Here is a 22,507-nt window from a genome sequence, read left to right as displayed (position 1 = left end):
AACTGACTTCAGAGCGTCACTGGGGGCGCATGTTTCGCGAAATGCGCCTGCAGGTGCTCGATGCAGGCCTTGACCTTGGCGGAATTGCCCAGTCGCTGGGGACATACGGCCCAGATGCCCGCGTCCTGACGATAGCCGGGCAGCAGGTGAACCAGCCGGCCTGCCCGGATGTGCTTTTGCGCGTCCCAGACGGAACGCAGGATGATGCCGTGTCCTTCCAGGGCCCAGGCCAGGGCGATTTCGCCGTTGTTGGTGATCAGCGAACCGCCGACCTTCACATTGGTCGTCACGTCTTTGCGTGACAGCGCCCAGATGCCTACCGGGTGATCCCGTTCGCGCACGATCAGGCAATTGTGGTTGGGCAGATCCTGCAGCTTGCGGGGGGTGCCGTGCCGTTCCAGGTAGGCGGGCGCCGCGCACAGGACCCGGTAGTTGCTCGCCAGGGGGCGGGCGATGTAGTTGGGGTCGATCAGGTCCCCGATGCGGATGTCCAGGTCGTACTGTTCCTTGGCCATGTTGACCAACTGGTCCAGGACGTCGAGCTTGATCTGGATGGCGGGATAGCGCAGGGAAAAACTGGCCAGCGCGGGGGCGACGATCTGGCGCCCGAACCCCATGCTGGTGGAGATGCGCAGCGGGCCCTTGGGGTCGCCCTTGAATTGGGCGATGCGGTCGTGCAGCTGCTCGACGTCCTGCAGAATCTGCAACGCCATTTCGTAGGTCTGTTCGCCTTGCTCGGTCAGCGTGACCTGGCGTGTGGTGCGGTGAAACAGCAGCGTGTCCAGTTCCGATTCCAGCAGCTTGATGTGTTTGGTCACGTACGCGGGCGAGATCCCGATCATGCGGGCAGCCTGTGAGAAATTCTCGTATCGGGCCGCTTCGCAAAAGACTCTCAGACTGTCGATGGTCAGGTTTTCTTTCATGTTTGATGAAAACTGTTTTCACTGATTGGCAATTGTAGGCTGAAGTGCTTCTGAATAGACTTCCCCATTCAAAATCATCGGTCGCAGGGCATTGTGCAGACACGCACGACCCGCGACGCAAGAGTGCCGGAACAGGCGGATTCATCCGGATAGGGGACACAATGGAGCTGAAGCGGCTTTCTCTCAGGCAATTGCACGACGGGTTGCGTGATGGCGACTATTCGGCGACGGTGCTGGCGCACACCTGCCAGGAAAACTATCAGCAGCACGAGCCGGCGCTCAATGCCTACAAGACCTGGAATGGCGACGACGCCATTGCCACGGCAAGCCTGGCCGACCGGTTGCTGGATCGCGGCGTCGATCTGGGCGCCCTGATGGGCGTGCCCGTCTCGGTCAAGGACCTGTTCGCCGTGCGCGGGCTGCCGACCTTTGCCGGCTCGGTCGAGTCCCTGGGACCGTCCTGGGAACGGCCCGGGCCGCTGGTCCAGAGTCTGGAACATCAACTGGCCCCGGTCATGGGCAAGACGCATACCGTCGAATTCGCATTTGGCGGCATCGGCATGAACGCACATTGGGGCACGCCCTGCAATCCCTGGGGGGTGCGGGAACATCGCATCCCGGGGGGATCGAGTTCAGGGGCGGGCGTTTCTCTGGCTCAGGGGTCGGCCTTGCTGGCGCTGGGGACCGATACGGCAGGATCCGTGCGGATCCCGGCCTCGGTCACGGGGCAGACCGCCCTGAAGCTGACCCATGGGCGCTGGCCTTCCGCCGGTATCGTGCCGCTGTCTCCCAGCCTGGACACGCCGGGCATCCTGGCCCGGTCGGTGGACGACCTGGCATTCGCCTTCCAGGCCCTTGAAAAGGGCCGCTGCGGCGTGGCGCCGTCCATTCCCGTGATGGATTCGGTAGCCGGCCTGCGCCTGGGGCGGGTGGACGAATTCTTCCTGGCGGGGGCCGATGCGGCCATCGTGGACGTCTTTGATCGGGCTGTGCAGCGCCTGTCGGCAGCCGGCGCGCGGGTGCAGAATGCAGAGCTTCCGGGCTGCCACGAGGCCTATGCGATCTTTCAGCAGGGCGGCCTGGCCGCCCCCGAACTGTGCGCCTTCCTGAAGGCGGAACTGCCCGGGCGCATGGATCGCCTGGACCCTGTGGTGCGCCTGCGCGTCGAGGGCGCCGAGGCGCTGTCTTCCGTTGATTACCTGCTGCGCGCCCATGCCTTGCGGCAGGCTGCGCAACAGGCCTTGATCGCGTTCTCGACGGCCGACGTGCTGGTGACGCCTACCGTCGCCATTGCGCCGCCTCGCCTGGCCGATCTCCAGGCCCAGGAAGCCTATCGCCACGCCAACATGATGGTGCTGCGCAATACCAGCATCGCCAACCTGCTGGGTCTGTGCGCCATCACGTTGCCGGTGGGACTGGATGCGCTGGGGCTGCCGGTGGGACTGCAGCTGATGGCGCCGCCGCATGCCGAAGAACAATTGCTGGCCGCCGCGCTGAGCATCGAATCTTGTCTGGGCAAGCCGATCGATGTATTGGGATGCCCCGACTTTTTGCTGTGACCAAACGCCCCGGGCAGGTCTCGCCATGGGTGGCGAGGCCGAACGGGGCAATGACAGGAGTGAGACCATGAACATTTCCCCCATCGGAAAGCTTTCCCTCGGCCTCGCCGGGGCCCTGCTGAGCGCCTCGTTCGCACAGGCTGCGGATTTCAACTTCACGTTTGCGCACGTGCTGACGGATCAGACGCCCAATGCCCAGGCAGCCGTCAAATTCAAGGAAGTCGTCGAGAAGAACTCGAACGGGCGCATTGAAATCAACATCCGCCCGGCCGCGCAGCTGGGCGGCGACGTCGAGATCATCGAGCAGACCCAGATGGGGCTGGTCCATATCGCCATCCCGCCGACCGGCAATCTGGCCAACTTCGAACCCAAGATGTTCCTGTTCGACCTGCCCTACCTGATGAAGGGCAATCAGTCGATGAAGCAGCTGCTGGACGGCGACGTGGGCCGCGAGCTGCTGGCGACCCTGGAAAAGAGCAACCTGCACGGCGTGAACTACTGGGGCGCGGGCTTCCGGAACATCACCAACAACGTCCGTGAAATCCACGGGCCCGATGACCTGAAGAACATCAAGATGCGGACCCTGCAGGCGCCGACCATCCTGTCCACCTATCGCGCCTGGGGCGCAAACCCGACGGCCATGGCGTACACCGAGGTCTACAACGGCTTGCAGCAGGGGGTGGTCGAAGGCCAGGAAAATCCGCTGGCCAACATCGACTCGATGAAGTTCTACGAAGTCCAGAAATACATGACCCTGACCGGCCATGCCTATCACACCTATGCCGCCGTCATGAACAAAGGGGCCTGGGAATCCCTGCCGGACGACTTGAAGAAGGTCGTGTCCGATGCGTTTGACGTGGCCCGGGATTACGGCCGTGAACTGACGACGCAGGACGAGACCCGCATCCTCGAGAAGATCAAGGGCCAGATCCAGATCACCGAGCTGAGCGACGCGGATCGCCAGAAGTTCATCGAGCGTTCCGAGCCGATCTACAAGCAGTTCGAGGCCAACATCACGCCCGAGCTGCTGCAGCGCGCGATCCAGGCTGCCGCAGTGAACTGATCCCGTTTCCCGAAGGAGACTACCCATGCTTGCAGGAATCAATCGGTGCCTGGACAAGATCGAGTCGTTCGCCATGATCGTGTTCATGCTGGTGGCGACCGTCGTCGCCATCATCCAGGTCATTGCGCGCTACGTATTCAACAATTCGCTGTATTGGTCCGAGGAAACAGTGCTGTATGCGCTCATCATGATGAGTTTCCTGACCTGCAGCATGGGGGTGCGGTATGCCGCGCACATCTGTGTCGAGGTCCTGCCGATGATGGTCGGGCCTCGGCTGGCGCGGGTCCTGCACTATCTGGCGAATGTGCTGGGGCTGATGTTCGCTGGCGTGCTGGTGTATTACGGCGCGCGGCTGGCCATCAATACCCTGAACATGAACCAGCTGTCGCCCGCCATGCGCATTCCGGTTGGATACATCTATATGGTGATCCCGATATCCGGCGCCTTCATGGGGCTGCGATATCTATGGATTCTGTGGTGCATGATCACCGGCAAGGAATATCAGCCGCTGGTCATGGATATCAGCGCGACGGCCTGACGGCGCCGCGCGCGCCGGGCATCGACCCAGACCCCATTCGACAGAGAATCCCATGATTGCTGCTCTCGTTCCCATATTCTTCGTCCTGCTGCTGTTCGGGCTGCCGATTTTCGCGTCCCTGGCATTGGCGGTGTCCCTGGCCCTGAAAGGCTTTGGCACGATCGATCCGCTGGTCGTGCCCATGCGCATGTTCTCGGGGATGAACAATTTCTCCCTGATGTCGATCCCGTTCTTCATCCTGGCGGCGGAATTGATGCGCATCGGCGGCCTGTCCGATCGCCTGATCGGCCTGGCCCGTGCCCTGATCGGCTGGATGCCGGGCGGCATGGCGGCGGCCACGGTGCTGTCCTGCCTGTTCTTCGGTTCGATTTCCGGCTCCAGTCCGGCTACCGTGATCGCCATCGGCAGCATCATGTATCCCGCGCTGGTCGCGGCGGGCTACAACAAGTACTTTTCCATTGGCCTGATCACGACCGCCGGCACGCTGGGTCCGATCGTGCCGCCCAGCATTGCCCTGATCATTTATGGATCGGTGACCGGGTCTTCCGTGGGCAAGCTGTTCGCAGCCGGGATCCTGCCGGCGATCCTGATCGCCACGCTGCTGATCGTTTACTGCTGCTGGTACGCCATGGTCAAACGCTATCCGCGTGAACCTTTTCCGACTCGGCGGGAAGTCTGGCAGGCGCTGAGCCAGTCCCTGTGGGGGCTGGGCCTGCCCGTGGTGCTGCTGGGCGGGATCTACACCGGCCTGTTCACACCCACGGAATCGGCAGCTGCCGCGTGCCTGTACGGCTGGTTCGTCGGGGCCGTCATCTACCGCACCATTTCGATTTCCCAGTCGCTGACCATCCTGCGCAATACCGGCGTGCTGTCCGGCACGCTGCTGTTGATCACGGCGGGGGCCTCGGCATTTTCCTGGATCCTGGCCAGTACCGGAGCGCCCACCAAACTGGCTGCCGAGGTGCTGTCGGGCACGGATTCTCCCATCATCATCCTGATGCTGTTCAACGCCATCATGCTGGTGGCCGGCGCATTCCTGGACAGCGCATCGGCCATCATCGTGCTGGCTCCGCTGATGCAGCCCATTGCCGCCCAGGTCGGGGTCGATGCCATCCATTTCGGCATCATCACGCTGGTGAACCTGTCGATCGGCATGCTGACGCCCCCGGTGGGGTTGAACCTGTTCGTCGCCATGGGGATCGCCAAGATGAGCCTGTTCGAGGTGTTCCGGGCGGCGTTGCCGACCATCGTGCTGATGTTCCTGGCGCTGATCGCCATCACCTACGTTCCGTGGTTCAGCACGGCCATTCCCAGTCTGTTGTATTGATGTATCGCGCCGGGGGGCGTATGAATGATCCCCGGCACTCTGTTCTCGAGTGGAGGAATCATGAAGGATCAAGCCGTCGTCTTTGCCGCAGGTAACTACAGGTACGTGCCCAGCGGCGTCATGCAGTATTCCGGCGGGGCCGCAGCCGAACCGGGCTACACGATCCGGCGCGTCGTCTTTTCCCGCCCGGTCCCGCTGCTGGAGGGCTTTGACCGCATCCGGCAGGTCCTGGAATCGGAAGGACGACCCTTGACGGCCCTGTGTGGTTGCGAGCTGCGTTCGCCGGGGCAGTTCACCGAAGCAGGCTTCGCCAGGTTCAATGCCGAATATGTCGGCACCTTGCAGGCGTGGGGCATTGCAGACGACAAGGTCAATCCTGTGCCGCGCAGCAATGTCTGTCCTGAGATCGATCCGCCTGCGCAGCCTTCTTTTTATGCCTTCAGCTACACCGTGCCGACGTCCCGGGACGAACGGGCTTTCGTGGTCGCCGGCAGCAGCGAAGTGCCCGAGGGGCACTCCAACTACAAGGACCACCTGATCGCCTACCAGGATATTTCGCCCGAGGGCATGCGCAAGAAGGCCTGCTGGGTGCTGGATGAAATGCAGCGCCGCATGGCGGTGCTGGGGTACGAATGGTCGGATTGCACCGGCACGCAGCTTTACATCGTGCATGATCCCCACCCATTCCTGGCCGACGAGTTCGTTCGCCGGGGGGCGATGCGCATGGGGCTGAACTGGCATTTCGTGCGCCCGCCCGTCGTCGATATGGAATTCGAGATGGACTGCCGCCGGGTCCTGATCGAACGCGTCTTGCCGGTAGACGCATGATGAAACGCGTGGTCGTGGTGTCCACGGGCGGGACCATTGCCAGCCTGCCCGGCCCGGAGGGCCGCAACATCGCCGGGGCCTTGTCGGGCCAGGCCTTGCTGGGCGGCGTGCCCGAGGCTGCCGACATCCGGGTCGAGGTCCGGTCCTTGTTCCAGAAAGCCAGCAACGCCTTGACGCTGGACGATCTGCAGCAGTTGCGCGCGCAATGCCAGTCGCTGATCGACAGCGGCGACGTGGACGGCATTGTGGTGACGCATGGCACCGACACCCTGGAAGACACGGCCTACTTCCTGGAAAGCAGCCTGCGCACGCGCAATGTCGTGGTGGCCGTGACCGGTTCGCAGCGCGTGCCGCATGCGCCCGGCACGGACGCCTATCTGAATCTGCGCCACGCCCTGCGTGTGGCGGCTTCTGCGGATTGCGTCGGCCTGGGCGTGTTGGTGGTGTTCAATGAAACCATCCATGCGGCTGCCTTCGTGCGCAAGACCAGCAGCTTCCAGCTGAACGGCTTCGAGTCGCCCGGTTTCGGCTGTCTGGGCTTCATCGACGACGATGCCGTGCTGATCTATCAGCAACCCCGGCGTCAGCCGCTGTTGCAGCCGCCACCAGGCCATCTGCCGGCCGTGGAACTGCTGAGCGCCTGCCTGGGGGCAGGGCCTCAGGCCCTGCGAGCCTTGGTGGATGCCGGCGTGTCCGGCATTGTCCTCGAGGGCACCGGCCGGGGGCAGGTGCCGCCCGATTGGGTGCCCGAGATCCAGCGGGCCGTTGACGCGGGTTGCCGAGTGCTGGTGTGCAGTTCCTCGCTGACGGGGCCCGTCCTGCCCTGCTATGAATATTCGGGTTCCTTGCATGATCTGCAGGCGGCTGGCGCCTTGGGGGTCAGTGGCCTGTCGGGCCGCAAGGTGCGCCTGCGGCTGATGCTGGCCCTGGCCTGCCTGGGGCAGGCCTGCGATCGGGATGCCTTGCGCCGCCTGTTTTCCTGGGGCTCGGACCGTTCTGTCTGATGCCTTCTTTGCACATTCAATAGAGCTGTTTCACTATGCACACATTCAAGATCGCCGTGATTCCAGGAGATGGAATCGGCAAGGAAGTCATGCCTGAAGCCCTGCGGGCGCTGGACACATTGCAGCGCCGGCACGGGTTGTCGCTGCAGTACGAACACCTGGATTGGGCCTGCGCGGAATACTGGCAGCGCCATGGCGACATGATGCCGCCCGACTGGTTCGAACGTTTGCAGGGCTTCGATGCCATCCTGTTCGGGGCGGTGGGCTGGCCCGATGTGGTGCCCGACCATGTGTCCCTGTGGGGGTCGCTGCTGAAATTCCGCCGGGGCTTCGATCAGTACATCAATCTGCGGCCTGTGCGCCAGATGCCGGGTGTGCCCGCCCCGCTGGCGGGGCGCCAGCCTGGGGATATCGATTTCCTGGTCGTGCGCGAGAACACCGAGGGCGAGTACACCAACCTGGGCGGGCGGATGTACGAGGGGACGGATCGGGAGATCGTCATCCAGGAAGCCGTCTTTTCGCGCCACGGCATCGACCGGGTCCTGAAGTACGCGTTCGATCTGGCGCAGCGGCGGCCGCGCCGCGCACTGACCTCGGCGACGAAATCCAACGGCATCGCCATCAGCATGCCCTATTGGGACGAGCGCCTGGAAGCCATGGCCGCGCATTACCCGGACGTGGCCTGGGACAAGCATCACATCGACATCCTGTGCGCGCGTTTCGTGCTGCAGCCGGAACGTTTCGACGTGGTGGTGGCGTCCAACCTGTTCGGCGATATCCTGTCCGATCTGGGGCCCGCCTGCACGGGCACCATCGGCATCGCGCCCTCGGCCAATCTGAATCCGGAACGCCGGTTTCCTTCGCTGTTCGAACCCGTGCACGGGTCGGCGCCCGACATCTACGGCAAGAACATCGCCAACCCGGTGGGCATGATCTGGTCCGCAGTCATGATGCTGGAATTCCTGGGGCAACAGGAACCGGCATGCCAGACAGCCGCCGCCGAGCTGATGGCGGCCATCGAACACGTCCTGGAACAGGGGCCGCGCACCCGGGACCTGGGTGGCGCCGCCAGCACCACCGACATGGGCGCCGCCATCGCCGATCGCATCGGTGCGGTGTAGACCTGTGTGCAGTGCCCCTTCACGGGGCAGCCACTGCATAGGTCTCGTGTCGACAGCCATCAGTCGGCGTGGGCCGTGTGCCGGCGGTCTCCAGACGCCGATCAGGGCAGGGCGATGCGGGCGATGCTGCCGGCGCCACTGGCGGAATAGTCCTTGTTGGGTGGCGTCTTGATGGTCACGTACACCGTCTTGCGGTCGGGACCGATCAGGACGCTGTTGGGCATGGCGGGCAGGGCGTAGGTCCGGATGGTTTTCAGGCTGTCCGCATCGACGATGCTGAACGTGCCCGCCTGCCGGTGCGAAACATAGAGCCGGTCCTGCCGCGCGTCGAACTGGATGTCCAGGGAATCGCCGAGCTCCTCCAGCCGGCGAGTCATCTTGCCGGTCCTCGTGTCAAAGACCGCAACCGCCTTTTGCCTGGAATTGTCCGTCACGTACAGGCGGTGGCGAGCCTTGTCCAAAGCCAGGTTCAACAGCAGCCATTCCTTGCCGTCGCCGGGTGTCCAGCGGTCGATGATGCGGTCTTCCTGCGTGTCGATCACCAGGACCTCCCCACTGCCGTTGGCGGCGTACAGACGATGTTCTTCCGGATCCAGCAGCAGGCCGGTGACCCATTTGCCCGCATTCGGTATCACGGTCTTGACCTGCAGGGTCTCGGCGTCGACGTGCCAGATCACTCCTGGGTCGCCGACCCCTCCGACGTACAGCGCTTTCCGGGCCGGGTCGTAGATGACCTTGCGCGGGCCGTAGGCTGAGCCGTCCTTGCTGCGTTCGGTGAATTTCGTCCGCATCGTGATCCGGCCGCTGGCCGTGTCCAGGGCGCTGACGCTGGAATCGAGGCTGTTGGTGATGTAGAGCGCCGTGCCCTCCGGATTCGTCGCCAGGCCGAAGTTCTTGTCGTCTGTGTGCGTCATGCCCAGGGTCTGCAAGGTTTCCGGATCGAGCTTGTAGATGACGCCGCCCTGCGTGCCGGTCGTGGCTTCGGCAGACGCGACGTACAGCGCCCGGGTGGAGGGGCTGTAGACGGCCTCGTAGATTCCCGGCGCGACAGGGCGGCGAATCGCGCCATCGGCCGTGATGGTCAGCGGTTGGACAGTGGGGGAGGCCGGTGCTGCCTGGACTGCGCCGCTCAGGCCAAGGGCCAGCGCCAGCGCGCCCAGAACGGGCCGTGACATCGAGAGAAGATGAGAGGGCATGAGTGTTCTCGGTCAAAAGTTGGTTGCAACACTATACATGATTGAGTTCTAATTATTATGAGAATCATTCTCAATATCAATAATTCATCCTGAGGTATTCCGATTGATCGGGATCCCGCAGGCGGCTTTTTTCCAACGATTGGAATCCCGATGAATGCCTTGAAAATCAGTGTGGTGGCTGCGGCCATTGCATGCATGGGCGCAAGCGCCCATGCGCAACAGGCGCAGCAATCGTCTGCCTCTGTGGATACCCTGGAGACGATCCGTATCGAGTCGAGCGCCGATGCTTCGGCCGCAGGCTTGTCGCCGGCATACGCCGGTGGGCAGGTGGCGCGGGGCGGCCGTGCCGGCATCCTGGGCACCCAGGACTTCATGGAAACACCATTCAGCATCACCAGCTATACCAGTGAATTCATCCAGGACGTCCAGGCGCGCAGCGTAGGCGACGTGCTGCAGAACGATCCGGGTGTGCGAGTAGCGCGAGGGTTCGGCAATTTCCAGGAATCGTATTTCATTCGCGGCTTCCCCCTGGAGTCGGATGCGATCGCCTACAACGGCCTGTATGGCATCCTGCCGCGCCAGTACATCGCCGCCGAGTTATTCGAGCGGGTGGAGGTGCTGCGCGGGGCATCGACGTTCCTGAATGGCGCGCCGCCGGGGGGCCAGGGCATGGGCGGCGCCCTGAACCTGTTGCCCAAGCGGGCAGGCAATACGCCGCTGACGCGCGTGTCGGGTGGATGGGGCAGCGGCGGCCAATCTCAGGTGGCCGTGGACGTCGGGCGCCGTTTCGGCGACCGGGACCAGCTGGGAGTGCGCCTGAATGCTGCGCGGCACGGTGGCGGCACGTCCGTGGGCGGCGAGGACTCGCGCCTGGACCTGTTATCCCTGGGCCTGGACTGGCGGGGCGACCGCCTGCGCGTGTCGGGTGATATCGGCTGGCAGGAAAACCGACTCAAACGGACGCGTCCCAGCGTCACGCTGGCGCCCGGCGCCGAAGTCCCGGATGCGCCCGACGCCCGCACGAACTTCGCGCAGCCCTGGACGTACTCCAACGAGCGGGATCTGTTTGGCACGCTGCGCGGGGAGTACGACATCACCGATTCGGTGACGGCCTGGGCGGCCTGGGGGATGCGGCGCACGCACGAGGCGAATTCCCTGGCCGGGCTGAAGCTGACCGATAACGGGACGGGGGACGGTACGTATTCCCGGTTCGATAATCGGCGGGACGATGTGATCCGCACCGGCGAGGTGGGCCTGCGCGGCGCCTTGCGCACCGGTCCCGTGGGGCATGAGTGGGTCGTGTCGGCCGCCTACTACCGCAAGGATGAGCGCGGCGCCTGGGCGATGGGGGGTGGAGAACCGACGAATCTGTACCGTCCCGTCGAGGGGGCCTTGCCGGCGTTGACGTTCCTTGGCGGCGATCTGACGGAGCCGCTGCTGGTCAGCCGCACGCGCCTTGCCAGCCTGGCCGTGGGCGACACGCTGTCCGTATGGGATGACCGGGTGAGACTGACGCTGGGGGCTCGTCAGCAGAAGCTGAATTCGGAGAGCTACGACTATGTCACCGGGGCGGCGAAACCGGGTGATTATTACGATGAAAGCCGGGTCTCGCCAGCAGTGGGCCTGACGGTCAGAATTGCTCCGGCGTGGTCCGTCTATGGGAACTATATCGAGTCGCTGGCACAGGGGGATACCGTCAGCGACAAGGACGCCGTCAATTACGGCCAGACCTTCAAACCCTATGTGTCCAAGCAGCAGGAAGTCGGCATCAAATACGACGGAGGCAAACTGGGCGCGGGTCTGGCCTTCTTCACCACGGACAAACCGCGCGGATATCTGGGTGAAGACCAGGTCTACACCCAGTCGGGCAAGGACCGCCACCGGGGCGTGGAACTGACGGTATTCGGGCAGGCGGCACAATACGTACGCATCCTGGGCGGCGCGACCTGGCTGGATGCCAGGCAGATCGATACCGGGGATGCCGCCACGGATGGCAAGCGAACCATCGGCGTGCCGCGCCTGCAGGCCAATATGGGGGCGGAGTGGGATCTGCCGTGGGTCGAAGGGCTGACGGTCGATGGCCGGGTGGTCTACACGGGACCCAGCTATGCCGATGCAAGGAACACCCAGGAGGTGCCCGGCTGGACCCGCCTGGATGTGGGCCTGCGCTATCTGTGGGACGTCCAGGGCCGCCTGGTGACGCTGCGCGCCCGCGTGGACAACCTGTTGGATCGCGACTACTGGGCGTCGGTGGGCGGGTACCCGGGCAGCGGATACCTGACGCTGGGAACAGGTCGCACTGTGTCCCTGAACGCCAGCATGGAGTTCTGATCCGCCCGCGATGCGTGCCCGATGCAATGCCGGCCGGCGCGCGGGCGGCGTTGCATCGGGCAGGTGTACTGCGTCAGCCCAGGTGTTCCATGAACACCCGGCACAGCGCTTCCATGCCCGCGCGGTCGTCTTCGTCGAAGCGGCCGGTCACGGGACTGTCCACGTCCCAGACGCCCAGCAGCGACCCGTCGGCGCGCGTCAGCGGCACGACGATTTCGGATTGCGATGCCGAGTCGCAGGGAATATGGCCGTCGAACTGGTTCACATCCTGCACGACCTGGGTCTGGCGGGTCTGGGCGGCCGTGCCGCAGACACCTGAACCGATGGCAATGCGGATGCAGGCCGGCTTGCCCTGGAAGGGACCGACGACCAGTTCCGTGCCGTCGAACAGATAGAAGCCCGCCCAGTTCAGCTGAGGCAGGCTGTGGAACACCAGGGCGCTGAAATTGGCCGCATTGGCGATCAGATCAGGTTCGCCGCCGATCAGGTGCCGGGCTTGGTCCGCCAGGCTGGCATAGTGGGCGGCCTTGCTGGCGAAGGTTTGTGGAGACAGGTGGAACATGGGTGATTCCCGGGCATGCGTCAAGGATGCGGCCATTGTAGAGCGCCGTACAGGAAACCCCGTTCTGGTTATCGGCGCATCAGCCTGAAAGCCGCGCCAGCAAGGCAACCAATTGCCCCTGTCGGGACGTGCCGGTCTTGCGGAACAGGCAGGACAGCTGGCTGCGCACGGTCGTCAGGCTGACGTGCCGCAGCAGGGCGATTTCCTGCAGCGACAGCCCCTGCACCAGGGCGCATGCCAGTTCGGCTTCGCGCGGGCTGAAGCCGAACAAAAGCTGCAGATGTTGCCGGGCGTCGGGCCGGGCGTCGAATTGCAGCGCCTGGATGGTAATGGAAACCAGATGTTCTCCGCCCAGGCCGAACATCCCGGCATCGTGCAGGGGGGCGATGCTCAGGGCCAGGCAGGGCTGCCCTGCGGCATCGCGCAGCAGCAGACAGGCGCCGCGATGCCAATCAGTCGAGCCTGCGCAGGCCTGGCCGATGGCGTGGTTCAGTTCGGGAACCGCATGCGTCTGGAACAGGCACAGCGCGCCGTGGCGCTCCCCCAGCAGGTCCGCATGGCGCCGCAGCAGCCGATTGGTGGCGGCGTCTTGTTGGAGGATCCGGCGTTGACTGTCGACGATCAGGTGGGCCAGTTGCGTTCTGGCAGCCTGGCCGCCATGGGCCAGCGCGCGCAATCGTTCGATCGCCTGGAGGTGTCCGATGGCATGGGCCAGCAGCGGCTGGATCTGGAGATACGCCTTCACGTCGCTCGTGTCGTAGATAGGCTGCGATCCCCCGCGATTGAAGGCGAAGATGGCGGCGGTGCCGTGCTCGCCAGGGATCTTCATCAACAGGATGCTGTGCCGGTCCTGAGGCTGCAGCCAATCGCCAAAGAGCGCTGACTGCTGGAAGTGCCGGCGGTCCATGACCATCTGGTCGCAGTACAGGTGCTGGTCGTGGCCGGGGCCGGGGCCGGTCAGCATGGGATCGTGGGCCGAAAACTCCTGCCAGTAGCGCTGCGCGTAATCGTCATCGCAGTCGCTGTGCACCGTGCGGTAGCCGTCACCCTGGCGCACGACCAGCGTGGCCGCCATGCTGTTCAGGCTGGCCCGCAGAGCCTGGGCAGCCTGCGGCCAGGCGTTTGGATCGTAGCAGGCGTCATACAGGGCTGCAGACAACGAGGTCAGCGTCTGGATGTCCATGGCAGTCTCCCCTTTGGTGGTCAGGATGCGGCTGGGTCTGTTGCCGTTCGCCGGATTCTGCTTCTTGTAGTGTGACTGTAGGGTGCGGTGCGCTTGAAGTAAAGCGCAAGGAAGGGCGGGCCCTGCGGGTTTCCGTGTATATTGAACCGTTTGCAGGCTTGGCTTGTTGCCAGGCTGGACTCGCACAAGGAAAATCGCATTGGGTGGCGCGTTGAGGCGTTTTTTCTCTGCAAGCCGTACGGACCTTCGCCCGGGCTTGCTGGGCAGTTTGCGCCTGCGGCTGTTCATGGCGGTTCTGGCGACTGCCATTCCCATCATCGGCGGCCTGGGCTATTACGTCTGGCATCAGTACCAGGGCCTGATGCTCAGCAGCGACCGGGCGGCGGAAAATCTGGCGCAGGTGACGGCCGCCTACGACCGCACCCTGCTGAACGACGCGCGCGACGTGCTGCTGTCCCTGTCGAATTCGCCGGTGCTGCGCGATGGCCGCTGGCACGAATGCCGCGGGTATTTCACATCCTTGCTGGCGCATCTGCCGCGCTACCTGAATCTGGGCGTGATCGGCGCGGATGGCCGGCAGGTCTGTTCCGGCCTGCCGGACCCTGACCGGCAGGGGTCTTTCCTGGGGGATCGATCCTATTTTCATGCTGCCATGGAACAGCCGGATGTGATCCTGGGCGGTTTCATCATCGGCCGCATGTCCGGTGTGCCCACGCTGGTGCTGGCCGTGCGCGTGTCGGGCGATTCCGGCATCAGTTCCGGGGTGGCCTATGCGGGCATGAACCTGGGCTACCTGCGGGCCGGGGCGGCCATTCCGGAACTGCTGCCGCAGGCACGCCTGTGGATCCTGGACCGTCAGGGTTACATACTGCAGCGCGTGCCGGGCGATTCCAGCCACCTGGGAGAACGTCTGGACCCGTATCCCATCGATCAGACTGGGCTGCAGCGCAGCGCGTATTCCGATGCTGCAGGGACGCGCTGGGTCGTGTATTCCGTGCCGGCAGGCCCTCGGGGGGATGCCTACGGCTTGTCCGTGCGCTACGAGATCCCCGAATCCGTCCTGTATGCCGAGGCCCGGCGCGCGCTGTGGACCGGTCTGGTGATCATGGGCCTGCTGCTGTGCGTGGCGCTGCTGGTGGCTGGCAATCTGATGCAGCGCGCCCTGGCCCACCAGGCCTCGCATGATTCCCTGACCAACCTGCTGAACCGGGGCGACATCCTGCATCGCCTGCAGGCGCGGACGATGCAGGAACCGGACAAGGCCTGGATGCTGGTGATCTCCAACATCGATGGCTTCAAGGAAGTCAACGGCGCGCTGGGGCACGATGTGGGCGATCGGCTGCTGCAGGCGGTCGCTCGCCGGTTCCGCGATCATCTGGGCCCTGCCTGCGTGCTGGCGCGGCTGGGTAGCGACGAATTCACCTTCCTGCTCGATACGGCCGACCCAGCCCGGGCGGATGCCCAGGTGCGCGGTCTGCTGGAAGCCATCCGCGAACCGTTCACCGTGAATGCGCTGCAAGTGCGCATCAACTGCAGTTTTGGGCTGGCGGCCTATCCGGAACATGCCCATGCCGCCGACGAACTGATCCGCTGCGCGGACACCGCCATGCGCCGTGCCAAGCGCGAGGGCCTGGGCGTCGCGGTCTTCGACATCCGGGATCGTGCCCGGGTGCAGGACCGTCAGCTGCTGCGGGCCGATCTGCGCGCCGCCCTGGCGCAAGGGCAGTTCCTGCTGCATCTGCAGCCGAAGATCGCGCTGGGCAGCGAGACGTTGGCGGCCGGCACTCCCGTCGGGTTCGAGGCGCTGACGCGCTGGCAGCACCCGGAACGCGGTCTGGTGCCGCCCGCCCAGTTCATCCCTGTCATCGAGGTCAGCGACCTGATCCACCCGTTCACCCGCTGGGTCGTGGATCAGGCGGTGGCGGCTTGCGTGCGCCTGCAGGCCATCCACCCTGGGATTGTGATGGCCGTCAATATTTCAGCCCGCAATCTGCTGGATGAGTATTTCCCGCAGCAGGTCGAAGATGCCCTGATCCATCACAGCCTGGACCCGTCCCTGCTGGAACTCGAAGTCACTGAAAGCGTCATCATGGCCGACCCGGCCAGGTCCCTGCGCACGCTGTATGCCCTGCATGCCCTGGGCGTGCGTCTGTCCATCGACGATTTCGGGACGGGGTATTCTTCGTTCGCCTACCTGAATCGCCTGCCCGTCGACGCGCTGAAGATCGACCAGTCGTTCGTTGCCGGCATGGTGGGCGATGCGGATCTGCGGGCCATCGTGCGATCCATCATCGAGATGAGCCATACCCTGGGCCTGCAGGTGATTGCCGAAGGCATAGAGACCTGCGCCGTGCGCGACATGCTGCGCGACCTGGGTTGCGACGTGGGCCAGGGCTACGGGATCGGGCGGCCCATGCCGGAAGACCAGGCGGCCGCCTGGCTGCAAGGCGCCATCGTCACCTGAAGGAAGAACCATGTCGGATAATCCGGACCGCCATCTGCTGGAAACCTGTGTGGCCAGCGAAATCCTGTGCGAAGGCAGCTTCCTGAAGGGTCGCCGGGACACCGTGCGCATGCCTGATGGCAGCACGTCCGCCCGCGAATACATCATTCATCCCGGTGCGGTCGTCATCATCCCCTTGCTGGACGAGGCGCACGTGCTGCTGGAACGCCAGTTCCGCTATCCGGTGGGGCAGGTCATGACGGAATTTCCGGCGGGCAAGCTGGAAGCGGGCGAAGATCCCCTGCGCTGCGCGCAGCGGGAACTGTTGGAAGAAACCGGCCATACCGCCGAGCAGTGGGCGCATGCCGGCGCGCTGCATCTGGCGATCGCGTACTCAACGGAAATCATCCATATTTTCTTCGCCAGGGGCCTGCAGGCGGGCCAGCGTCACCTGGATGCGGATGAGTTCCTGGACGTCTGCACCCTGTCGGACGCTGACTTTTCAGCGGCCTGCCGGCAGGGAGGGGTGACCGACGCCAAAACATTGAGCTGCGCGCTGTGGTTGCAGAACGTGCGCAGCGGCGCCTGGGCGCTGGACTGGCGCCCGGCGTGACGGCCTATTCCTGGTAGGGTTCGAAGGCGCCGGTATCGGGGTTGCGGATGAACAGCACACCTGTGGCCACGCCGAAATAGGCGCCGTGGATGGTCAGCTTGCCGGCCTCGACGCGCTCGCGCACGGCGGGGAAAGTCATCAGGTTGTTCATGCTGTATTCGACCACGCCCCATTCCATGTTGCGGATCCACTCGGCGTAGTCGCCTGTGCGCGGGCCGACCTTGTCCACCACGGGCTTGATCTGCGACATCCAGGTGCCGATGAAGTTGGGTTTGGACAGGGGTTCGGCCTGGTTGGCGTAGGCTGCCACGCCGCCGCAACTGGCGTGCCCCATGACGACAATGTTGGAGACTTCCAGGGCGTTGACGGCGAATTCCACGCAGGCGCTGGTGCCGTGGAAGGCCGATTCCGGATTTTCGTCACAGGGCGGGACGATGCCGGCGATGTTGCGCACCACGAACATTTCGCCGGGGCCGGCGTCGAAGATCGTTTCGGGGGCGACGCGGGAATCCCCGCAGCTGATCAGCATGATGTCCGGATGCTGGCCATATGCCGCCAGGTCCAGATAGCGCGCGCGCTCGGTTTCAAGACGCCCGTGCAGGAATGAGGAATAGCCGTCGGTCAGTCGTTGTGGGAACACGGTGATGTCCTTGTGGGTTAGAGAGGGACGGAAGAGTCGGGTGTGGAGGCCCCCAGGATGTCCCCGGCCGCAGCGCGCGACAGCAGCTGCTTCAGGGGGCCTGCCAGGTGGCCGTGTTGAACGGTGATGGCGTAGAAATGTTCGGTCAGTTGCGAGGAATGGCCCACGTGCGTGAGTTCGCCCGAGTGCAGTTCGTCCTGTACGACCACTTCGGGCAGTACCGTGATCCAGCCGCTGTCTCGGGCGATCAGCCGCAACATCGTCATGTCATCGATCTCGGCGCGCACCCTGGGCTGCACCCCAGCTGAAAAGCATAATGCATCGAACTGCGGACGCACACTGTGACGCATGCTGGGCATGGCCATTTCGATGTCGTCCAGGTCTTCCGGGACACGCAGCGTGGTGCCTGCCCAGCGATCGGCGCGGCCGACCAGGGAAATGACCTGGCTGCCGAGGAATCGCGAGGACACCGGACGGGTGGAATCGGATGGGACCGGTTCGTTGGCGAGCACTACGTCCAGCTGATGGCGCAGCAGGCGCTCGACCAAGGCCTGCAGCGATCCCGAATCCACGGACAGGATGATGTTCGGATCATGGAACAGAGGGCGCAGCCAGTTGACCTGGAAGTTGCGCGACATGGTCGATACGCTGCCCACGCGCACTCGGGTGGCGCCTGCTTCGCGGCCTTCCAGCCATCCCAGCATCTGTTCGCCCAGCCCGAAAATGCTTTCGGCATAGGCGAAGACCTGCTGGCCGGTCGCGGTGAGTTCCAGGTGGCGCCCCTGGCGGTCGAACAACGGCGTGCCCAGTCGGTTCTCCAACTGCTTGATTTGCGTGGAGAGGGCGGACTGGGACGTATGGATCTGTTCGGCTGCGTGGGTGAGGGCCCCGGTTTTGGCGACGCGCCAGAAGTAGAACAGGTGCTTGAAATTCAGCTGGTTGATGTTCATCGTTCTGTTTTATAGAACCTTCCAATATTATAAATGTAATTTACAGAAGATATAAAAAATCCAAGAATACGCGTATTGATTTTGCCGTCTTTTCTGGAGTACGCGAGTTGGATCTGTTGAAATGGTTGAATGCCGTATGTGCGCTGGCGCCGGTCATCCTGATGGCCGGCGTTGCCGTTTGGGCGGGGCTGGGTCGTGCGCCCGTGCAGCGTCGGTGGCGGCAGTTCAATCTGCTGGCGCTTGTCGCACTGGCGTTCTCGCTGGCCGGGGTGGCGTCAGAACTGGTGTGGATGACGGACTCCGGTGCTGCCAGCCCGGTGCTGGGCGACTGGCTGGCCGTCAATCCGTTCGGCGCCTGGGTCAGCCTGCTGGTGCAGTTGCTGGGTGCGGCCATCGGCCTGTATTCCGCCAATCATCTGAAAGGCGAGCCACGTCAACCGGTGTACATCGCTGCCCTGGGGGCGGTGCTGGCCGCCGTGCACCTGCTGCTGCTGGCCGATCACTGGATCGTCCTGATTGCCGCCTGGGCAGCCATCGGGCATGCGATGCATGCGCTGCTGTGCTTCTACGAGGATCGGCCGTTCGCCTTGCTGGCGGCGCATAAAAAACGGGTGACCGACCGCGCGGCCGATGCACTGCTGATCCTGGCAGCCCTGCTGGCATGGTCGCAGGTGGGCAGCGGGTCCCTGTCCGCCCTGTGGGCGCACATTGCGGCGGGGCATGCGTCTGCCGCGCTGGCCTGGAGCGGCGCGTGCCTGGCGCTGGCCGTCATTGCCCGCACGGCCCTGATGCCCGTGCATGGCTGGCTGGTCCAGGTGATGGAGGCGCCCACGCCGGTGTCCGCCCTGCTGCACGCGGGTGTGGTCAATCTGGGCGGGTACGTGCTGGTGCTGTTCGCGCCTTTGCTGGGCGTATCGTTGGCTGCGCGCTGGCTGCTGGTGATCTTCGGGCTGGTCTCGGCCACGGTGGCAGGCCTGGTGCTGTTGACCCGCGTCAGCCAGAAGGTGCACCTGGCCTGGTCCACGATCGCCCAGATGGGCTTCATGCTGCTGGAATGTGGACTGGGCCTGTATCTGTTCGCGGCCCTGCATTTGCTGGGCCATTCGCTGTACAAGGCCCACAATTTCCTGAACGCGTCCAGCGCCGTTCGCGACTGCGAACGCAAGCTCATGACGGCCGAGGTCCGCAATTCAGGCTTGAGCATGGTCCTGGCCGTGCCGGTCTCGCTGGGCGTTGTCTTCGCACTGCAGGCCGCGGTGGGGGATCAGGCCTGGCCGTGGTGGTGGAGCGCTGTGCTGGCGCTGGCCTGGGCGCCGCTGCTGTGGGTGCCGAAACTGGAATCAGGTCGGTCCGCAGCGGTCTTCGCGCGGCTGGCGACGGCGGGGGCGATGGCCGCCGGCCTGACGCTCGCGGCAGGTGTCATGGACCACGCGCCGCTGGGGGTACGCAATGACCCCCTGGCTGCGGCCGGCGTGGTCGCCCTGGTCGGCATGGGGCTGATGTATCTGGGGATGGTGACGTTCCAGCTGCGGCCCCGTGCGGTCGTGGCCGTGCGCCGTTGGGTGTATGCCGGCTTCTACATGGACGAGGGCTACACCTACTGGGTATTGAGATTCTGGCCCGCCGCATGGGCGGGGGCTGGTCGCGATGCCGTGCCACCGGCCTGGAGCCCGCGTGAGCCCGCGTGCGGGAGGTCTGGATCGTGAGCGCCGTCGCATTGGACACCCCGGCCGAGGCAGCAACGGAACCGACGGCTGCCACCCCTGAAGACGACCAGGCTTTGAGGCATGCGATCGCGCGAGCGTGTTCGGGCATCATGCCGGCCTGGCCGCTGGACCAGGCGGTGGCGGTCAATCCCCACTGGCGGCGCATCGGTCTGCCGATCCGCCACGTGGCTGCACGCCTGGCTGTGCTGGGCGATTTTCACGTGTTTCCTGCGCGGGACTACATCCGGCAGGAATGGGATGCCGGCCGCATCGCGCGCCAGGATCTGGAGGCTGCGCTGGCCGTCCGCGCCGAGCAAGGCGCCGACGCAGTGACGGCCGATCGCTGTATCGCCGGGCTGTCGGAAGCGCCCGGAATACGCCGTGAGCCGCTGCTGGTGGATCTGCTCGACGATGCGGTGCAGAAGAACAAGCGCTGGCCGTGGCGGGCCGCCCTGGTATTCCAGATCAGCCAGACGTGCGCGACCTACTTCGATCGCCACCAGGCGGATTGGCGCGCGGCGGGCAGTCCCGGCCTGTACGGGTTCTGGCGCGAGAGCATGGTCGGTGACCATGGCCTGAGCGCGAGGCTGGGCCTGTCCGGATTCGGGCTGCGGCTGCGCGAGTTGCCGCTGCAGCCAGCGGACGCCATGCGCTGGGCCCTGGCTGAACTGGCCCTGGACGAGTCTGCCTGGAGCGATTATTTCGAGGCGCTGCTGCTGTCGATCAATGGCTGGGCATCCTGGTGCGCCTATGTCGGCTGGCAGAATGCCCCCACCGGGCAGGACGACGCGCGCCTGAGCGACCTGCTGGCTTGTCGGATCGCCTGGGAGGCCTTGCTGGCGCGAGCCGTGTCGACTGTCGCGCGCGGCGCTGCCGTTGCCGCGCTGCAGGTGCATTGGCAGGATTTTCATCAACGCGTTGCTGAAGCCGATGCGGCGCTGAACGTAGATGAGTGCTGGCAGCAGGCGCTGGAAATCAGCTTCCAGCGCGGGTTCGCCCGGACCCTGCGCGCCCCGGTCCCTGTACCCGACGCGCAGGCTCCCGAGGTGCAAGCCGTGTTTTGCATCGACACGCGCAGCGAACGCATGCGCCGTTCTCTGGAGGCCGTCTGGTCGGGCGTCCAGACGCGGGCGTTCGCAGGGTTCTTTGGCATTCCCATCCATTACAACCCGCTGGGCACTGACATCCACCGGCCGCAGCTGCCGGGTCTGGCCTATCCCAGCATCGCGGTGCAGGACGTGGTGACGGAACCTGGGCGCACGGCCGTCGATGCCTCGGAGGCGGCACGGGCCAGCGCGGCCCGCCGCACGCGGCTGGCCGGGCTGGATCAATGGCTGGGCGCTGTACGCTGGTCGAGTGCGACCTTTTCATTCGTCGAAGTGCTGGGTGTCGGCTACCTGGGCAAGATCCTGCGCTGGATCCGGCCGCCCGCCGCTGCGCGCGTTGGCGCCGATCACCTGGGCGTGCCAGCGGCGGTCCAGGACCGGTGCCGGCCCATGGTGACCGGGCTGGGCATCGACGAACAGGTCGAGCTGGCCGCCGGTGTTCTACATACCATGGGGCTGGACGACCGCCTGGCGCCGCTGGTGGTTCTCTGCGGCCATGCGGGGCACAGCACCAACAATGCGCATGCCTCGACCCTGGATTGCGGAGCCTGCTACGGCCGACCTGGCGAGGCCAATGCGCGCGCGCTGGCGCTCCTGCTCAACGACCCGCAGGTCCGGCAGGGCCTGCTCGCGCACGGGTTGCACATTCCGTCTGGCACGGTCTTCATGGGGGCTTTGCACAACACCACCACTGATGAAGTCACGGGCTTCGACCTGGACCTGCTGCCCCCGGCGGCGCTGGCACGCTGGAAGAAAATGGAGCTGGCCTTCGGACAGGCGGGTGACCGCATCCGCCACGAGCGCGCACCGACGCTGTGGATGGACGCAAACCTGTCCCCCGAGTCCTTGCTGACGGCCTTCCGGCGCCGGGCGAACGATGGTTCCCAGACCCGGCCGGAATGGGGGCTGACCCGGAATGCTGCGTTCATCATCGGTCCCCGCGACCGCAGTCGCGGCAGGGTGCTCAGCCGCAGCTATCTGCACGATTACGATGCGCGGTTCGATGCGGACGGCGTGGTGCTTGAAAAACTGATGATGGGACCGATGCTGGTCACCAACTGGTTGTCCTGGCAGTACCACGCGTCCACCTGCGACCCGCTGCATTACGGGGCGGGCAACAAGGTCCTGCACAATGTCGTCGATGGCCATGTCGGAGTGTTCGAGGGCAATGGCGGGGATCTGCGCATCGGCCTGCCCCGGCAGTCCCTGCACGATGGCGAGGGCTGGTATCACCAGCCCGTGCGCCTGACGGTAGTGATCGACGCGCCGGCACGGCGGATCGCCGACATCGTCGCGCGCAATGCGGTGCTGGCCAAACTGTGCGATAACGGCTGGATGCTGTTGTGGCGCTACGAAGGCGCTACGCTGCAGCGCTACGCGCGGGGCGAGTGGCTGCCGCTGGAACTCTGATGGG

Annotated in this window: 18 protein-coding genes; 12 read left to right on the top strand and 6 right to left on the bottom strand. The window is 64.8% G+C overall.

Annotated elements, in window-relative coordinates; translation table 11 throughout:
• Positions 1-8 precede the first annotated feature (8 nt).
• Positions 9-923, bottom strand: a complete 915-nt coding sequence (locus VDP74_RS10505; protein WP_322999580.1) for a LysR family transcriptional regulator — start codon at positions 921-923, stop codon at positions 9-11.
• Between the two features lie 161 nt (positions 924-1,084).
• On the opposite strand from VDP74_RS10505, the gene VDP74_RS10500 reads away from it, so the two are divergent.
• The 7 genes from VDP74_RS10500 to VDP74_RS10470 all read left to right on the top strand — a co-directional run bounded on the left by VDP74_RS10500 (position 1,085) and on the right by VDP74_RS10470 (position 8,363).
• Complete coding sequence (locus tag VDP74_RS10500; protein WP_322999579.1) at positions 1,085-2,482, top strand: amidase; 1,398 nt, start codon at positions 1,085-1,087, stop codon at positions 2,480-2,482.
• Between the two features lie 67 nt (positions 2,483-2,549).
• Positions 2,550-3,545, top strand: a complete 996-nt coding sequence (locus VDP74_RS10495) for a TRAP transporter substrate-binding protein (RefSeq protein ID WP_322999578.1) — start codon at positions 2,550-2,552, stop codon at positions 3,543-3,545.
• 25 nt (positions 3,546-3,570) lie between these two features.
• Positions 3,571-4,083: a TRAP transporter small permease gene (locus tag VDP74_RS10490; protein ID WP_322999577.1), complete on the top strand. Its 513-nt coding sequence runs from the start codon at positions 3,571-3,573 to the stop codon at positions 4,081-4,083.
• A gap of 52 nt (positions 4,084-4,135) precedes the next feature.
• A complete protein-coding gene (locus VDP74_RS10485; protein WP_322999576.1) occupies positions 4,136-5,410 on the top strand; it encodes a TRAP transporter large permease in 1,275 nt (424 codons plus the stop codon).
• A 60-nt stretch (positions 5,411-5,470) separates the two neighbouring features.
• Positions 5,471-6,238: a hypothetical protein gene (locus tag VDP74_RS10480; RefSeq protein ID WP_322999575.1), complete on the top strand. Its 768-nt coding sequence runs from the start codon at positions 5,471-5,473 to the stop codon at positions 6,236-6,238.
• A complete protein-coding gene (locus VDP74_RS10475) occupies positions 6,235-7,242 on the top strand; it encodes an asparaginase (protein WP_322999574.1) in 1,008 nt (335 codons plus the stop codon). The genes VDP74_RS10480 and VDP74_RS10475 overlap by 4 nt, the downstream gene beginning before the upstream one ends.
• 35 nt (positions 7,243-7,277) lie before the next feature.
• A complete protein-coding gene (locus VDP74_RS10470; RefSeq protein WP_322999573.1) occupies positions 7,278-8,363 on the top strand; it encodes a tartrate dehydrogenase in 1,086 nt (361 codons plus the stop codon).
• Positions 8,364-8,464: 101 nt separating this feature from the next.
• On the opposite strand, the gene VDP74_RS10465 is transcribed toward VDP74_RS10470, so the two are convergent.
• Positions 8,465-9,559 carry a hypothetical protein gene (locus tag VDP74_RS10465; RefSeq protein WP_322999572.1) on the bottom strand — a complete coding sequence of 365 codons (1,095 nt, stop codon included), beginning with the start codon at positions 9,557-9,559 and terminating at the stop codon, positions 8,465-8,467.
• 150 nt (positions 9,560-9,709) lie between these two features.
• Between VDP74_RS10465 and VDP74_RS10460 the strand changes: the two genes are divergently transcribed.
• Positions 9,710-11,890, top strand: coding sequence for a TonB-dependent receptor (locus VDP74_RS10460; RefSeq protein WP_416232974.1), 2,181 nt, complete (start codon positions 9,710-9,712; stop codon positions 11,888-11,890).
• A 73-nt stretch (positions 11,891-11,963) separates the two neighbouring features.
• Here VDP74_RS10460 and VDP74_RS10455 read toward each other — a convergent pair whose 3' ends face one another.
• Together VDP74_RS10455 and VDP74_RS10450 are read right to left on the bottom strand one after the other, a co-directional pair.
• Entirely contained in the window at positions 11,964-12,452 is a 489-nt protein-coding gene (locus VDP74_RS10455) for a GAF domain-containing protein (protein WP_322999609.1), read from the bottom strand.
• A gap of 79 nt (positions 12,453-12,531) precedes the next feature.
• Positions 12,532-13,635 (bottom strand): helix-turn-helix transcriptional regulator, encoded by a 1,104-nt coding sequence (locus VDP74_RS10450; protein ID WP_322999571.1) that lies wholly within the window; start codon positions 13,633-13,635, stop codon positions 12,532-12,534.
• A 256-nt stretch (positions 13,636-13,891) separates the two neighbouring features.
• Here VDP74_RS10450 and VDP74_RS10445 point away from each other — a divergent pair, with 256 nt between their 5' ends.
• On the top strand, positions 13,892-16,099 hold the full coding sequence (locus tag VDP74_RS10445; RefSeq protein WP_322999570.1) for a putative bifunctional diguanylate cyclase/phosphodiesterase: 2,208 nt from the start codon (positions 13,892-13,894) through the stop codon (positions 16,097-16,099).
• 10 nt (positions 16,100-16,109) lie between these two features.
• Positions 16,110-16,691 (top strand): NUDIX hydrolase, encoded by a 582-nt coding sequence (locus VDP74_RS10440; RefSeq protein ID WP_322999569.1) that lies wholly within the window; start codon positions 16,110-16,112, stop codon positions 16,689-16,691.
• Positions 16,692-16,695: 4 nt separating this feature from the next.
• Here VDP74_RS10440 and VDP74_RS10435 read toward each other — a convergent pair whose 3' ends face one another.
• Positions 16,696-17,331, bottom strand: a complete 636-nt coding sequence (locus tag VDP74_RS10435) for a carbonic anhydrase (RefSeq protein ID WP_322999568.1) — start codon at positions 17,329-17,331, stop codon at positions 16,696-16,698.
• A gap of 17 nt (positions 17,332-17,348) precedes the next feature.
• Positions 17,349-18,281: a LysR family transcriptional regulator gene (locus VDP74_RS10430; protein WP_322999567.1), complete on the bottom strand. Its 933-nt coding sequence runs from the start codon at positions 18,279-18,281 to the stop codon at positions 17,349-17,351.
• 107 nt (positions 18,282-18,388) lie between these two features.
• Here VDP74_RS10430 and VDP74_RS10425 point away from each other — a divergent pair, with 107 nt between their 5' ends.
• Together VDP74_RS10425 and VDP74_RS10420 are read left to right on the top strand one after the other, a co-directional pair.
• Positions 18,389-19,987, top strand: a complete 1,599-nt coding sequence (locus VDP74_RS10425; protein ID WP_322999566.1) for an NADH-quinone oxidoreductase subunit L — start codon at positions 18,389-18,391, stop codon at positions 19,985-19,987.
• Positions 19,984-22,503, top strand: a complete 2,520-nt coding sequence (locus VDP74_RS10420) for a DUF2309 domain-containing protein (protein WP_322999565.1) — start codon at positions 19,984-19,986, stop codon at positions 22,501-22,503. The genes VDP74_RS10425 and VDP74_RS10420 overlap by 4 nt, the downstream gene beginning before the upstream one ends.
• Positions 22,504-22,507 lie beyond the last annotated feature (4 nt).

The organism is Castellaniella sp. (assembly GCF_034674885.1).
Classification (GTDB): Bacteria; Pseudomonadota; Gammaproteobacteria; order Burkholderiales; family Burkholderiaceae_B; genus Castellaniella.
Note: the sequence above shows the minus strand (reverse complement) of the source record. Positions and strands in the feature narration are given on the sequence as shown.